The sequence below is a fragment of the Nostoc flagelliforme FACHB-838 genome (genome assembly GCF_014698065.1).
GTDB classification, from domain to species: domain Bacteria; phylum Cyanobacteriota; class Cyanobacteriia; order Cyanobacteriales; family Nostocaceae; genus Nostoc; species Nostoc flagelliforme_B.
The window spans coordinates 43,452-58,694 of record NZ_JACJSI010000028.1 but is presented as its reverse complement, the minus strand read 5'-3'; the positions used below and the strand labels follow the sequence as shown (position 1 = coordinate 58,694).

The following is a 15,243-nucleotide window of genomic DNA, read 5'->3' as shown; positions in this document are numbered from 1 at the left end:
TATTGGGTGCGATCGCTCTGCATTTAATGTTAGGTTGGGTTTGGCGCTATTGGTTACGGCGGCTGCTTCCGAGAGAAGTGAATCACCCCGAAACTGGAGCGCAACCCAAAGGAGTTGAATTATTTTTAAAATTGACCCTGTTTGTAGTGCGATCGCTGTTATGGATAGCGATCGCAATCTATATTACTGACTTATTTCCTTTAACACGAGAATGGAGTAGGCGCATTGCCAACATTCTTTGGATGAGCTTAACGTCACCAGTAATTAGCATTGGGGAAAGCTCTTATTAGGTAATCAATATAATTATCTTCATCAGCTTATTTTTTGGAGTATTGGCTACAGCTGGAACTCTGACTAATTTGCTGCGATCGCGCGTACTAAACATGACCAATGTTAGCCGTGGTGTTCAAGAATCAATTGCAGTTTCTATCCAGTACAGTCTGATTTTTATCGGTACAGTTTTGTTGCTGCAAATTTGGGGTTTGGATATCAGTTCCCTAGCAATATTAGCCAGTATTTTTGGTGTAGCCATCGGGTTTGGTTTACAGGGAGTTGCTAAAGAACTAGTTAGCGGTTTTGTGATTACCTTTGAGCGTGCTATTGAAGTTGGTGACTTTGTGGAAATTGGCGAATTTATGGGAACCGTAGAGCGATTAAATGCTCGCAGTACTCATATTCGCAGTTTAGACGACATAGTAGTTATTGTACCCAATTCGCGTTTGTTAGATACAGAAGTAATCAATTGGAACCATCGGGGTTCGGTATCTCGTTTAGTATTCCCTGTGCGCGTGGCTTATGGTGCAAATATTAGTACTATCCGCTCTGCATTATTAGAAGTAGCGCATGAAAATCATGATATATTAAAAAAACCAACACCTCTTGTTTGGTTTCAACAATATGGTGAGGATTTTTTAAATTTTCAATTGCTAGTTTGGATTGCTAAACCTCGCAAACAGTTTCAGATTAAGAGCGATTTATATTTTAAAATTGACGAAACTTTCCGGCAGCAAAATATTAATATTCCTTTTCCACAACGCTCACTACATTTAGATTCTGCAAGTTTACCCTTACAACTTTCACCCCAGTTAGAAAATTCTTTATCTCAACTTTCTGAAGGTTTGATTGCTTTGTTAAAAAGCCAGTTGCAGACAGACACTTCAAATGATGCTACTAATGAATCTGCAAAAAATCAACAGGAAAAATAAACAGTAATATATTTTGTTGGATGTTGACATCAAGTGCTGTTAAGTTCATCCCATCCTTTAAAATGGGATGGGATATTTGTTATTTAGAAGTCCCTAAGTTACCACCCCATTGTTCCTGGGCTACCTTTAAATGGCCCGACAATATCAGCAGTAATCCATCCTCCGTAGAAATCACCCGGTTGAGACATAAGTAGCTCATCATTTACATAGCAAGCATCCATTAAGCTAGGGTAAAAAGCATAGTATTCTTGAATCGTTACAAAATCAGGTGTGGGTTCAATATATCGCCAAGCAGCGTTCCTTATATACTTTTCACCGATGCTGATATCAAAATATTGACACTTACCTTTCCATTCACACCAAGTTTTTTTAGGTGTTTCTATCAGATATTCTAGTTTAATGTCTTCAGAAGGAAGGTAATAAACAGGAGGATGGCTAGTTTCTAGGACTCTTTTAGCTTTAGTTGTTTCTGCTAAAACAGTACCATTACAAATTATCCGAATTGATTTGTTGCTATCTTCTAAACGAGCCGGACGGGGATAATCCCAAACTGATTCTTGACCGGGTTGTGGTGGGATTGCATTTGGTCTCATTCTCTGTAATCTCCTTTCAAATGTCTTGGGCAATTCTAAAACCAGAGTGTTGATAAAAGTAGGGACGAAACCAGTTGCGATATGTTGGTAATGCCATTGAACCATTAGTAGCCCAAGAACCGCCGAGCATCATCTGATGTTTATCATCAAAAAAGGGTGCTGCTTGATCTTCGTAAAGCGGATGAGGTTGAAATCCTGGTAGGGCGTTGAAAGTGTCCCCCAACCATTCCCAGAGATTTCCTCTGAGATCGTAAAGTCCAGAAGCACTATTAGCTGGTTTGAACATTCCCACTGGGCTGGGGGAAATGAATTGTAAGTTGAGATTATAGTTATTTGATAACTGGTTATCCTCAGAGATAAGTAAAGCTTGATTCCATTCAGCTTCAGTCATCAAGCGAATTTCTGAGCCTTGAAAACGACAAAATGCGATCGCTTCGTAGTAATTGACTTCTACAGGCCAGTCTAAGGGTAAGTCTATTTCGTCGAATGTGGCTCGATAGCGGTAGCCATCCTCGAAAGGTATCCAGAATTTGGGATGTTGGACGTTGTAGAGTTGCTTCCAATCCCAAGATTCAGCATTCCAGTAGTCTGGATTGTTGTAGCCACCAGCCTGAACAAATTTCAGATATTCGCCGTTACTGATTAGATATTGACTAGCTAAAAACGGTTTAACTTCAACAGTGCGATCGCCATATTCGCTATCCCAACCAAATGTAAGATCATCCTTGGGTTTTCCTAGTTTCACCACACCGCCTGGAATGGAGCGCATTTCATTATTGGGAATGTTCGCGTTGCTAGGTGCGTAATTCCAGCCTTGGGGACGTTTTAAGCGATCGGTAGGCAATTGACGCACCAGCATCGAAGAGGTTTCAAAGTGAATGCGACTATGTTCTATCCCCATCAGCAAAGCCCAGAAGGGATGCTGTTGATGAATGGGGAGATCCAGGGGAGTATTTTGAATTACCTTTGCGATCGCCTCTTGTGCCTTATCCCGATATTGCCAAACTTTTTCTACATCAGGCCAGCTAACCCCTTGCATAGCTGCTTCGAGTTCTGTCGGTGTTTGTGGATCAACTCCGATTTCAAATAGGGTTTCGTATTCTGAATTAATTCGAGCTTTGATTAAACCAACGGCAATTAACTTGTTGATAAAAAAAACGGCTGAATGACCAAGATAAAAAATTAGACGGTTTCTTAAAGGATCGGGGTTAAGATAAAAAGTTTCTTCCCCGACCAAACTTTTCATAAGTGTTTCTTCAAGTCGCCAAGAAGTCTCAAAGTAGTTGAGCAGGCTTTGTGAACTGCAATCATTAAGTCTGGGGACTTGAGTTGATGTCAGTTTATTTATCGTTTGAACTAAAGCCATGAGATTTTTGATATAACATTCATCAGACAAATTACATAAACTAACACTTCTTATAAAAAAAAGTTTTGTTCATCATCTTTTGTCTTGTGTCGTTATGATCAGACAATCTGCTCAATTTGTAAATACATAAAAGGTATAGTTTAAATTACTTTAATTACGGCTTGCCAAAATAATATAAATAATGTAATAACGTTGCTCAACAGGTATAGGCGAGTTTAAAACATTTATTAACTGTCTTCTTGCTATCAAGTTAAGATTGCAACTAATTAGAGAAGCATACGGCGATGCCTTCACAGTAGGCATCGCGGATTTTAGATATAAATCTAAAATCCCAAATCGAGTTACCGATTCACCGCCGCAGCTTCTCTTGCTGCTGCTGCTTGATCTGGGTGGATACCTAAGCGGGTGAGATTAATGCGACCTTTGTTATCAATTTCGCGCACTTTGATAATCACTTCATCGCCCACCGCTACTTCATCCTCAACTTTGCCAACGCGGTAGTCAGCTAGTTGTGAGATGTGGATCATCCCTTCTTTTCCAGGCAGAAATTCTACAAATGCACCTATGGGTATAATTCGAGTGATGCGCCCTGCGTAAACATCCCCTTCATGCAGCTTGCGAGTCATGCCTTGGATGATGTTTTTGGCTCTCTTGGCCTTGTTCTCATCCACAGCAGAAATCGTCACGGTGCCATCATCTTCGATGTCAATTTTTGCACCAGTTTCCTCTGTAATACCCTTAATAGTCTTGCCTCCAGGGCCGATGATCAGACCAATCATGTCTGAATCAATCTTAATTGTTAGCAGACGTGGGGCATAAGCTGAGGTTTCAGTCCGTGGCGTGTCAATGCAGGCAAGCATTTTCTCCAGAATGTGCAACCGGGCTGCTTTAGCTTGGTGAACGGCTTGGGAAATAACCTCCAACGACAAACCGGAGATTTTCATATCCATTTGCAAGGCGGTAATCCCGGTATCCGTCCCGGCAACTTTGAAGTCCATGTCGCCCAAAAAGTCTTCAATGCCCTGAATATCGGTGAGGATTCGCACTTCGTCCCCATCCTTAATCAGACCCATTGCTGCGCCACTGACGGGTTTGATAATTGGTACACCAGCATCCATCAAAGCTAGGGTGGAACCGCACACTGAACCCATTGAAGTGGAACCGTTGGAAGAAAGTACTTCCGATACAATCCGAATCACGTAGGGAAATTGTTCTTTTGACGGTAGCACAGGTAGTAGCGCTCGTTCTGCTAATGCCCCGTGACCAATTTCGCGCCTTCCTGGGGCCCGCATTGGCTTGGTTTCCCCGACTGAGAACGGCGGGAAGTTGTAATGATGCAGGTAACGCTTGTGCTGATCTAGCTGCATATCATCGTTAAGGTTTTGAGCATCCCCAGGTGTACCCAGAGTACAAGTGGATAATACCTGAGTTAGTTCCCGGTTAAATAAACCGCTACCGTGAACTCGCTTTGGTAAGACATCAACTAAACAAGAAACGGGACGCACTTGATCGAGTTTACGACCATCAACGCGGACGTTATCTTCAATAATTTGTCGCCGCATGAAGTGTTTGGTAATATCTTTAAAAGTGTTACCAAGTGCCTTCTTATTTGCAGTTGCGGCAACTCGAATTGGGTCTTCTTCTGGCAGTTCGGTAATCGTCGCGGCAATTTCATCCTTGACGACATCTAAAGCTGCATCGCGTTCGGGTTTGGTGAAACTAAATTGAGACAGGATTTTCTTAATCTCACCGCTAGCGCGATCGCGGATATAATTTTCCAGAGTTTGGTCTACTTCTGGTGGTGCTTCTTGCACTATTACCAAACCCAGTTCTGCGATTAAATCTTGCTGCGCTTTGATTAAGTCCCGCACTGCTTCATAACCAAAGTCAATCGCCTCGAGAATATCTCGCTCTGGCAACTGATTGGCTCCCGCCTCCACCATGATTACGCCATGTGGTGAACCTGCTACTACCAGATCCAAGTCTCCAGCTTCGGTTTCTGCATAAGTGGGGTTAATAATGAAATCATCTCCCACTAAACCAACCCGCACTGCTGCCATTGGCCCATTAAAAGGAATCTGGGCAATCAGGGTAGCAATTGAAGCACCTGTAACTGCTAGCACATCGGGTGGAACTAACTCGTCCATCGACAGCGTTAAGGCAATAATTTGCAGGTCATCCCGTAGCCATGAAGGGAACAGGGGACGCATGGGACGGTCTATAAGACGACTGGTGAGAATTGTTTTTTCTGGTGGACGACCTTCGCGCCGCATAATCCCTCCGGGAATTCTACCAGCGGCATACAGCCTTTCTTCGTAATCTACTGTGAGTGGAAGAAAATCAATGCCTTCTCTGGCTTGCGATCGCGTAGCTGTCACTAAAACGGATGTGTCCCCTGATTCTATCAAAACCGACCCACCTGCCTGGGGAGCTAGTAAGCCTACTTTCAGCCGAATATCCCTTCCATCGAAGGATATTGACTTATCAACTTCTGCCATTCAGTTTTTTTTCCTTCTCTTTCGCTATTCTCTTTCTGTGGCAATCCTAACATTTATGTACTATGACTGGCTTCTGGTACATACAAAGATAACTATTGACTGATGACTGTTAACGGTTAACCGTCAACAGTTAATAAATCCAAAGTGCGATACATGATCAGCGCGTCTACTACTTCATCCTCTAGCTTCGCTGCACGCTCAATGCGCCCAATGATCTCAAATCCTAACGACTGCCAAAGGGTAATTGAAGGTATATTAGTTTCAAAGACCAAATTGAACATCACTGCTTCGTACCCCAGGTTTGCTGCTATCAAGAGCATTGCCTCCCCCATGAACCGCCCAATCCCCTGACCGCGTAAGGCAGGTTGTACAATAAAACCAGCGTTGCAAATATGGCAACACCGACCGGGAAAGTTGGGTTTTAAATAAAACGCCCCTAATATTTCTTTTGGCTTGTGTGTACCATCCTGACCAGATGTCCTGACAACAAAGGCATCCTTACTCAACCAGTAAGCTGAAAATTCTGCCTGAGATAGAGGTTGCTTTTGGGGATAAGTTTTACCTTCAATAATTACAACATTGAGTAATGCTCTTACAACCTCCTGTTCTTGAGGATGCATATAATCTAGTTCCACTAATATCCCATTTTTTAAAACTTTAATTAGGGGGAAAATCATTATTAATAATTTTTAAATGAAATATTTGTTTAAATATTAATTATATGCGATTTTGAGCTAAAAAATCTTTTCGTGAAGATGTAAAAAGTAGAATAATTGCAATTTTCATTATTGAATTTTACGAGAAACTGAGTAATTAGCAAATGGCGATTTTACACTGTAATTGGTTACTAAAAAATCAAAATGGTTGTTTATTTATTTGGGGGGAAACTTGGCGATCGCCACGAGTGAATTTTGAGTCTAATGGATCTGGAGATATCCCATTACATCCATTGGCAATGACATCAGTGGAGTTGAGTGAGTGGTTGGTTTCCCAGAACATGGCAATTACCAACTTCATCCAGCAACCTCAAGTTGCGTTCGCCCCTGGCGTTGGCGGAGCCATGGCTACTACTGGGCAAACACGTAAAGCCGCCAGTCCTACCCAGATAATGCCAACGCAGTCGCAGATAATTGCCGTGCCAACTTATATCCCAGAAGGCAGTAGCGAAGGAACAGCAGGGATTTTCCCGGTACATTCTGCCAGCTTAGGGCTAGATACAGACTCCCCACAATATTTGCAACCGTGGCGAGTTGAAGGTTTTTGTCTCAACCCCAGCGAGGCGGTAAAATTTCTCGCTGCTGTTCCCTTAAATGCTGCTAAAGGGGAAGATGCCTTTTTAGGAGGAGATTTACGTTTTTGGTCGCAAGTTTCCCGGTGGAGTTTAGATTTAATCTCACGGTGTAAGTTTTTACCAACAATTAACCGACAATCAGATGGTGCTGCTGCTAAATGGCAAGTACTTTTAGATAGTGCTGTAGATGGAACTCGCTTAGAAAAATTTTCTGCGAATATGCCGTTGGTTTGTCGGACTTATCAGGAGGAACTAGGGACTGGGGACTGGGGGCTGGGGACTGGCGAGGAGTTTTCCCAATCCCTACTTTATATAAACTTCCCTACTGAACCTCAAGAATTACTTTTGGGATTTCTTAACAGTACGATAGATGCCCAAGTGCGCGGGATGGCGGGTTCTCAACCTGCAACTGAAGCTAAGGCGATTGCATCTTTATCATCTGGGGTGCGGCAGTGGTTGCAAGCTTTAACTAGTGCATCTCATACAGTTAATGCAGATTCAATTGAACTCAAACGACTGGAAGCGGCACTAAAGGCTTGGACTATGCCGCTACAATACCAATTAACTCTTAAAACTCTATTTCGTACCTGTTTTCAACTGCGTTCTCCAGAGTCTGGCGAAACAGAGTGGACATTGGCGTATTTCCTGCAAGCGGCTGATGATCCTGAATTTGTGGTGGATGCGGCAACTATTTGGAATAATCCACTTGAACGATTGGTTTATGAAAATCGGACAATTGAGCAACCACAAGAAACATTTTTGCGAGGTTTGGGGGTAGCTTCCAGATTATATCCAGCGATCGCACCCAGTTTTGAAACCGAATATCCTCAATTTTCTCGGATCACCCCCATGCAAGCTTATGAATTTATCAAAGCTGTAGCTTGGAGGTTAGAAGACAGTGGTTTAGGAGTAATTTTGCCTCCCAGTTTAGCGAACCGCGAAGGATGGGCGAATCGTTTGGGTTTGAAAATTTCAGCCGAAACCCCAAAGAAAAAGCAGGGGCGTTTAGGGTTGCAGAGTCTGCTAAATTTCCAATGGCAATTGGCAATTGGAGGACAAACTATTTCCAAAGCTGAGTTTGATAAACTTGTGGCTTTAAATAGTCCGCTAGTAGAAATTAACGGTGAGTGGGTGGAATTGCGCCCCCAAGACATTAAGACAGCCCAAACTTTTTTTACCACTCGCAAAGATCAAATGGCCCTTTCCTTGGAAGATGCCTTGCGTTTCAGTACAGGGGATACCCAAGTAATTGAAAAATTACCAGTGGTCAGCTTTGAGGCATCTGGGGCATTGCAAGAGTTAATTGGGGCGTTAAGCAATAATCAAGCGATCGCACCTTTGCCTACACCAGCAGCCTTTAAAGGACAGTTGCGGCCTTATCAAGAACGTGGTGCTGCTTGGCTGTCTTTCTTGGAACGTTGGGGCTTAGGCGCGTGTCTCGCAGACGACATGGGACTCGGTAAAACCATCCAGTTTATTGCTTTTTTGTTACATTTAAAAGAGCAGGATGTATTAGAAAATCCAACACTGCTAGTTTGTCCAACTTCTGTTTTAGGCAACTGGGAAAGGGAAGTCAATAAATTTGCACCAAGCCTGAAAATTTTGCAATATCACGGTGACAAACGCCCAAAAGGAAAAGCGTTTTTAGAAGCAGTGAAAAAGCACGATTTAATCGTTACCAGCTACTCACTGCTTCATCGAGATATCAAATCATTGCAAAGTGTCTCTTGGCAGATAATTGTTTTAGATGAAGCCCAGAATGTGAAAAATCCAGAGGCGAAGCAGTCAAAAGCAGTCCGGGAATTAGAAGCGACATTTCGGATTGCGTTGACGGGTACACCTGTAGAAAATAGGCTGCAAGAACTATGGTCTATTTTAGATTTTCTCAATCCAGGGTATTTAGGCAACAAGCAATTTTTTCAGCGTCGGTTTGCCATGCCAATTGAAAAGTATGGTGATACCGCTTCTTTGACTCAATTACGTTCATTAGTTCAGCCATTTATACTGCGGCGATTGAAAAGCGATCGCGAGATCATTCAAGATTTACCAGATAAGCAAGAAATGACCGTATTTTGCGGTTTAACTGGTGAACAAGCTGCACTTTATCAACAAATTGTAGAACAATCTTTAGTAGAGATAGAATCTGCTGAAGGATTGCAACGTCGAGGGATGATTTTAGCTTTGTTAATTAAACTTAAACAAATCTGCAATCACCCAGCCCAATATTTGAAACAGGCGACATTAGAGCAACATAATTCAGCAAAACTTCTGCGGCTAGAAGAAATGTTAGAAGAAGTTTTAGCAGAAGGCGATCGCGCTCTAATTTTCACACAATTTGCTGAGTGGGGTAAGTTACTTAAACCCTATTTAGAAAAACAGCTTGGGCGAGAAATATTCTTTTTATATGGCAGTACCAGCAAAAAACAACGTGAGGAGATGATCGACCGTTTCCAACACGATCCTCAAGGGCCACCGATTATGATTCTTTCCCTGAAAGCGGGTGGTGTCGGACTGAATTTAACACGAGCAAATCATGTATTCCACTTTGATAGATGGTGGAATCCAGCCGTGGAAAATCAAGCCACAGATAGAGTATTTCGAATTGGTCAAACCCGGAATGTGCAAGTACATAAATTTGTTTGCACAGGCACTTTAGAAGAAAAAATTCATGACATGATTGAAAGTAAGAAACAACTAGCTGAACAAGTTGTAGGTGCTGGTGAAGAATGGTTGACAGAACTGGATACAGACCAACTTCGCAACTTACTAATACTTGATCGCAGTGCAGTAATTGACGATGATGCAGAATAAGTTTGTAGTAAGGGCTTTAGTTCTTGAATTTAGGGTTATGGCTACCCACTACAAAGTAAACTCATTCTTAACTTTTATTCCTTTGCGGTCTTTGCGTTCTTCTCCCTTGGCGCTAGCCTCTCCCTTTGGGAGAAGGGGAAACGCTAACGCGAATGCAGTTCGTTTCTCACCCCCCTGATAAATAACCAAATAAACCACTAGATTAAATATGCGATATTGAATAAAGGCGAACTACCTGCTGATTTTATTGCTACGGCATTGCCCAAGGGCGTAGTCGATGTCTTGAAGCAGGGCAAAGGAAGGGGGTGTTTACGTCCTCCAGAGGCAATCAGAGGTCTTACATACCCCCTGATGGAAGCATGAGCATCTACACTTATTATCTAATTGAGCCGTTAAAGGGGGAGGCTAATAAGCCAGGGGATTCCAAAGTCATGCTCTCAAACCTGATCAATCATTTGGGTAAAACCGTACTAGAGAGCGCCAGCACCCTATGTCAGGCTGAACAGGCTCCGTTTTTTGATACGGCGATGAAAGATTTTCCTATTGCCATGCTGCGGGGGGGTTAGGTTTTTCGTGGGTTTTTCCATGACGTGAAAAGTCAGTGTTTATGTAAAGTTTCGGCAGAAGGCAGGCAGAATACTGCCTTCTGCCTCTCTTGTTAATATTTTGATAGACAGTATGCATTTCTCCTCGCTATGTTACGACTAACTGAAGTAAAGCTCCCGCTTGATCATCCTGAAGATGAGATCAAGACTGCCATCCTCAAAAAGCTGCAAATCACGGACGAAGATTTGATCAGCTATTCCATCTTCAAGCGTAGCTACGATGCCCGTAAGAAAGGAGAGATTACCCTTGTTTATATTCTGGATGTAGAAACGACTCAGGAAACTCATCTACTCAAGCGTCTGAAAAAAGATCCTCATGTAATGGTCACGCCAGACATGAGCTATCGCTCAGTGGCACAAGCACCAAGCAATTTGGCGATTCGCCCCATCGTGATTGGTACTGGGCCTTGTGGATTGTTTGCGGGTTTGATGCTGGCGCAAATGGGGTTCCGTCCCATCATTTTAGAACGTGGGAAACAAGTTCGCGATCGCACTGCTGATACTTTTGGCTTTTGGAAGAAAAAATCAGACTTCAACCCCGAATCTAATGCCCAGTTTGGCGAAGGTGGGGCGGGTACATTCTCCGATGGCAAACTCTACAGTCAAGTCAAAGATCCTCAGCATTATGGGCGCAAGGTATTAACCGAACTCGTGAATGCAGGAGCCTCACCAGAAATTCTCTATATCAACAAACCGCACATCGGCACTTTTAAACTGGTGGGAATTGTCCAAAGTATGCGTGCCAAAATCGAATCCCTCGGCGGTGAAATTCGCTTTCAAAGCCGGGTGGAAGATATCAACATCGAAAATGGGCAGGTGCGGGGAGTCACCCTCGCCAGTGGGGAATATATCGCTAGCGATCATGTGGTTTTGGCTGTGGGTCACAGCGCCCGCGATACCTTCCAAATGCTATACGATCGCGGGGTTTACATTGAGCCGAAACCATTTTCCATTGGCTTTCGGGTAGAACATCCCCAGACTCTCGTCGACAAATGTCGTTTCGGCGCTCAAGCTGGTCATAAGGTTTTAGGTGCTGCTGATTACAAACTGGTTCACCACTGCCAAAATGGTCGTTCCGTCTATAGTTTCTGTATGTGTCCGGGGGGTTTGGTGGTCGCAGCTGCATCAGAACCGGGGCGACTTGTCACCAATGGGATGAGCCAATATTCTCGCAATGAGCGCAATGCCAACAGTGCGATCGTTGTGGGCATCACACCTGAAGATTATCCGGGAAATGCTTTGGCGGGAATTGACTTCCAACGGCGCTTGGAAGAACGAGCTTTTGAATTAGGCGGTGGAACTTATGAAGCTCCAGGACAGTTGGTGGGAGACTTTCTCAACCATCGCCCTTCTACAGCATTCGGCACTGTTAAACCGTCTTATACACCTGGGGTACATTTAGGTGACTTGAGTGAGAGTTTACCAGATTATGCGATCGCAGCCATCCGCGAAGCCCTTCCCGCTTTTGAGAAACAAATTAAAGGATTTGCGATGAATGATGCCGTGTTGACTGGGGTAGAAACCCGCACATCATCACCGATTCGGATTAAACGCAATGAGTATTATCAGAGTTTAAATACAGTCGGTCTTTATCCGGCTGGGGAAGGCGCGGGATACGCCGGAGGAATTCTCTCAGCTGGTATCGATGGGATTAAGGTAGCGGAAGCGGTGGCTTTAAGTATTTTGCAAACCGTAAATCACAAAATCTAAGGCAGGGTAGCTCATATCATGTCCGGCTAATTAGTTACAGTTACCACATCTATGCAAAAATCGGAAAACCCTCTTTCCCCCTGCTCCCTGCGGTCTTAATGATAAGTCTTTAACCGGACACGATATCTATCATGTTCGACTTAATACTTATGTCATTGCGAGCGTAGCGCGGCAATCCCAAACCTTTGCGATTGCTTCATTCCACTTCGTTGCATTCGCAATGACATATTATAAGTGATTTGCCGAACATGATATCACTTGATGGTTGCTACTCTGCCTTCCTGCGGTTAGTTGCTCACCATCAAGTGAGCCACCCGTTCTGCTAAAGCAGCAATAGTCATAGAAGGGTTGCGTCCAACAGCTTGAGGTAAAATTGCCCCGTCTGCGACGTAAAGATTTTTGTAGCCAAAGACTTCGCCTTTATGATCGACAACGCCATTTTCAGCAGTTGTTCCCATTTTGCAACCTCCCAGAGGATGCACTGTCAACAAACTGCGGAGAACTGACCAGTATAAAGGAATGTAAAGTTTACCCCCGTTAGCTTGGGAAAGTTGCTTTTGCACATTCAGTATCGCATCAATTGCAGACTTTGAGCGCTGGATATTCCAGTCAAGTTTTAAGTCTGTTTCCCAAGGTTTGAGCCAGTTGCGACCGAGAGAAAGTTTTCCATCGGCAGCATCAACACCCGCACCTAGCCAAACCATAACATTGCTTAAGGGATTCTTTTCGTCCAGTCCACGTTGCAAATGGTTGCGTAAAGCTAGGGCGAATAGGCTGAATCTGCCAGAATTCACTTTGCTGCTAATGGCATTGAGCAACATATTGGGAAAACCATCATCTTCAATAATAAAACTTTCACCTTCAAAGCTACCGTCGGTAAAGTCCATACCTGCGGTAATAGTTGGGCCAATGGACTGTTTAACTTCAACATCTTTACCGTAGAAGTCGGGGGTAAGAACGTTGGCATTGGCACTCCAATTTTTACCAAGTTGCTGACTAATTTTAGGTAAAGTGCGGTACTTATCGCGGCTATTTAATAGCAACTCAGTAGAACCAAGGGAACCTGCGGCGATGACAACTATTTTGGCCCTTTCTTCACCACGAATTAGTTTGCCGTCTTCGATGCGGTCGAAGATGACGCGATAGCCGCCCTCATCTGGTTGAATATAGCGTACCAAGTGGAGCGATCGCACTTCTGCACCTTTGTTTTCTCCAGCCGGGATATAGTTCAAATCGAGGGTGTTCTTGGCGTGAACATCACACCCTAAATCACAATTACCCAGATGGATACAAGTGCCTTGTTTTTGCCCTTGGGCATTGACAAATTGCCGCGAGTGCTTTTCATTCAAGGGGTCTTCCAGTTGGTAGTTCCAGTCTGGATCGAAGGAGATTGCTAAGGGCATACTTTGGAAGCGATCGCTATATCCCACCTTTTGCGACGCTTGTTGCATCAATTTTGCCCGTTGGGTATGCTGTCCTGGAGGTATAGGACGCACACCCATCATTTTTCGCACGCGATCGTAGTAAGGCAGCAATTCACTGTAAGTAATTTCCGGTGGCCAGCCTTGCTCAAATCGCGTGGGATTTGCTTCTAAAACCACGCTGGAATAGCACAGAGAACCACCACCAACCCCCGCCCCCTGAGCTACAGCCATCCCTTTAAAGAAACGTAAATCGAGCCAGCCATTATATTTTTGCGGCTGGGTGTGTTCATAAATCCAGGCATCTTTGGCTTGACGTGGGTATTGGTCTTTAGTCCAACGCCGACCGCGTTCTAACACCAAAACCCGCGCTCCTGATTCAGCCAAACGGCAGGTAACTACTGACCCACCAAAGCCGCTGCCAATAATGATGACATCAAATTGCTGGCTCATATAATTTACTTAATCACTACAGGGTCTGAAGGGCGGGCAAGGCTATCTCTTTTTGGTACAGGGATATCGCGGGGAATCCAAAAGTGTATCCGTTTATCACAACCCTCACAGATGGCATAGTCATTCAACTCAATAACACCCAACTTCGTCCACTCTTTTTCATCGAAGTTTTTGACGTTGATGGTGTAGACCAAGGTATGGTTAGGATACTTTTCTAGCCGCAGTTCATCCCGAAAGTCTTCCGCATCGATTTTAGGTGTGCCTTCTGCCACTCTGAGCATAAACAAGTCTGGGGTAACAACCTTGCCTCCTGGCTCGACACCGAGGGTGGAGATCGGAAAGACTTGGCGAAACCCTGGTCTTTTATCTACTAGTCGGAAAATCACGCGGTTAACAAGTTTGGCTCCAATATCTGGGCCAACGTCAGGAAAGTTAGTTAACTCAGTATCGGTAATATGCTTCGTCTTGATGCCTGTCAGATAATCAACAGTCACGAAATTACCTGGTTTTGCCTTTTCATCAGGATTGAGGGTAGGATAAACCTTGCCAGCTAAACCTAAGGCCCTGCGATCGCCCCGTTTAATTCCAGCACCAGCAACGGAAAGACGAGCGAATACTAAACCTTCCGAACCCTTGCTAAAATAGCCCGTGTAAGGTGAATCCTCAGTGATTTTCCAAAGACCTGTGTAGCAAACACCATTAGCGTGGATTAGCTTGTCGTAATGGGGGCGGATATCTCGCCTGTCGAACAAATTCCGCGCTGCGTCATTAAACAATTGGACAAAGGTTGTCAGTCCCACACCTTGTTGGTAAGGCAATGGTTCACCATAGGGCCCACTAAAACCAACTTCTTTTACTTCTTTGTAGGTAGACCCGTCATACTCGAAAACATCGTTGTCTGGGGTAGAAGGTTGAGGTTTGTTGAGCATAGTCAGTATCAACAATGGGATTTGGAATAAGCACAAAACTAAGTCAATAATCCCGAAGGCAGGATAAATATTGGGGTAAAGAAAGAAAAAGAAGAGAACTCCAGGCGGGCGGGCAAAGGTCGCTAATACGGCGTTGGGAGTGTAACGGTAGGGGTCATTTGCTCCAGGAATGTAGAACAACGACAGCAGAACCACTAACAACCCAGCAAACGAAGTCCATACCGGGTCTTGGCTAGGTCTTTGGTGAAGTAATTCCAGCAACCAATTCGGTGCAAAGATCGCCGGCAAGCCAATTACCCAATCTTGAATAATACCTAGCCAGACGATGTGGCGAAACCAAACAGCATATTTATTCATAGCT

Annotated in this window: 12 protein-coding genes; 6 read left to right on the top strand and 6 right to left on the bottom strand. The window is 44.0% G+C overall.

Annotation, left to right across the window (positions count from 1 at the left end; genetic code table 11):
• The first annotated feature begins 2 nt into the window (after positions 1-2).
• Together H6G97_RS52475 and H6G97_RS52470 are read left to right on the top strand one after the other, a co-directional pair.
• A complete protein-coding gene (locus H6G97_RS52475) occupies positions 3-290 on the top strand; it encodes a hypothetical protein (protein ID WP_242054947.1) in 288 nt (95 codons plus the stop codon).
• 42 nt (positions 291-332) lie between these two features.
• Positions 333-1,205 (top strand): mechanosensitive ion channel family protein, encoded by an 873-nt coding sequence (locus tag H6G97_RS52470; RefSeq protein ID WP_242054946.1) that lies wholly within the window; start codon positions 333-335, stop codon positions 1,203-1,205.
• A gap of 98 nt (positions 1,206-1,303) precedes the next feature.
• Here H6G97_RS52470 and H6G97_RS16015 read toward each other — a convergent pair whose 3' ends face one another.
• From H6G97_RS16015 to H6G97_RS16000, 4 genes are all read right to left on the bottom strand, one after another.
• Positions 1,304-1,798 (bottom strand): DUF427 domain-containing protein, encoded by a 495-nt coding sequence (locus H6G97_RS16015; protein WP_190941736.1) that lies wholly within the window; start codon positions 1,796-1,798, stop codon positions 1,304-1,306.
• Positions 1,799-1,814: 16 nt separating this feature from the next.
• Positions 1,815-3,164, bottom strand: a complete 1,350-nt coding sequence (ovoA, locus tag H6G97_RS16010) for a 5-histidylcysteine sulfoxide synthase (RefSeq protein ID WP_190941735.1) — start codon at positions 3,162-3,164, stop codon at positions 1,815-1,817.
• A 341-nt stretch (positions 3,165-3,505) separates the two neighbouring features.
• The gene (locus H6G97_RS16005; RefSeq protein ID WP_190914286.1) at positions 3,506-5,662 is read right to left on the bottom strand and encodes a polyribonucleotide nucleotidyltransferase; all 2,157 of its coding nucleotides are present in this window, start codon (positions 5,660-5,662) and stop codon (positions 3,506-3,508) included.
• A gap of 116 nt (positions 5,663-5,778) precedes the next feature.
• Positions 5,779-6,339 (bottom strand): GNAT family N-acetyltransferase, encoded by a 561-nt coding sequence (locus H6G97_RS16000; RefSeq protein WP_190941734.1) that lies wholly within the window; start codon positions 6,337-6,339, stop codon positions 5,779-5,781.
• Between the two features lie 143 nt (positions 6,340-6,482).
• On the opposite strand from H6G97_RS16000, the gene H6G97_RS15995 reads away from it, so the two are divergent.
• The 4 genes from H6G97_RS15995 (at position 6,483) to H6G97_RS15980 (ending at position 12,079) form a co-directional block, all read left to right on the top strand.
• On the top strand, positions 6,483-9,764 hold the full coding sequence (locus H6G97_RS15995) for a DEAD/DEAH box helicase (protein WP_190941733.1): 3,282 nt from the start codon (positions 6,483-6,485) through the stop codon (positions 9,762-9,764).
• A 216-nt stretch (positions 9,765-9,980) separates the two neighbouring features.
• Complete coding sequence (locus H6G97_RS15990) at positions 9,981-10,127, top strand: hypothetical protein (protein ID WP_190941732.1); 147 nt, start codon at positions 9,981-9,983, stop codon at positions 10,125-10,127.
• Positions 10,124-10,330 carry a hypothetical protein gene (locus H6G97_RS15985; RefSeq protein ID WP_190941731.1) on the top strand — a complete coding sequence of 69 codons (207 nt, stop codon included), beginning with the start codon at positions 10,124-10,126 and terminating at the stop codon, positions 10,328-10,330. The genes H6G97_RS15990 and H6G97_RS15985 overlap by 4 nt, the downstream gene beginning before the upstream one ends.
• A gap of 129 nt (positions 10,331-10,459) precedes the next feature.
• Entirely contained in the window at positions 10,460-12,079 is a 1,620-nt protein-coding gene (locus tag H6G97_RS15980; protein ID WP_190941730.1) for an NAD(P)/FAD-dependent oxidoreductase, read from the top strand.
• A 287-nt stretch (positions 12,080-12,366) separates the two neighbouring features.
• Here the strand turns inward: H6G97_RS15980 and H6G97_RS15975 are convergent, their stop codons facing one another.
• Entirely contained in the window at positions 12,367-13,953 is a 1,587-nt protein-coding gene (locus H6G97_RS15975; RefSeq protein WP_190941729.1) for a GMC oxidoreductase, read from the bottom strand.
• Between the two features lie 5 nt (positions 13,954-13,958).
• Complete coding sequence (locus tag H6G97_RS15970) at positions 13,959-15,239, bottom strand: hypothetical protein (protein ID WP_190941728.1); 1,281 nt, start codon at positions 15,237-15,239, stop codon at positions 13,959-13,961.
• Positions 15,240-15,243 lie beyond the last annotated feature (4 nt).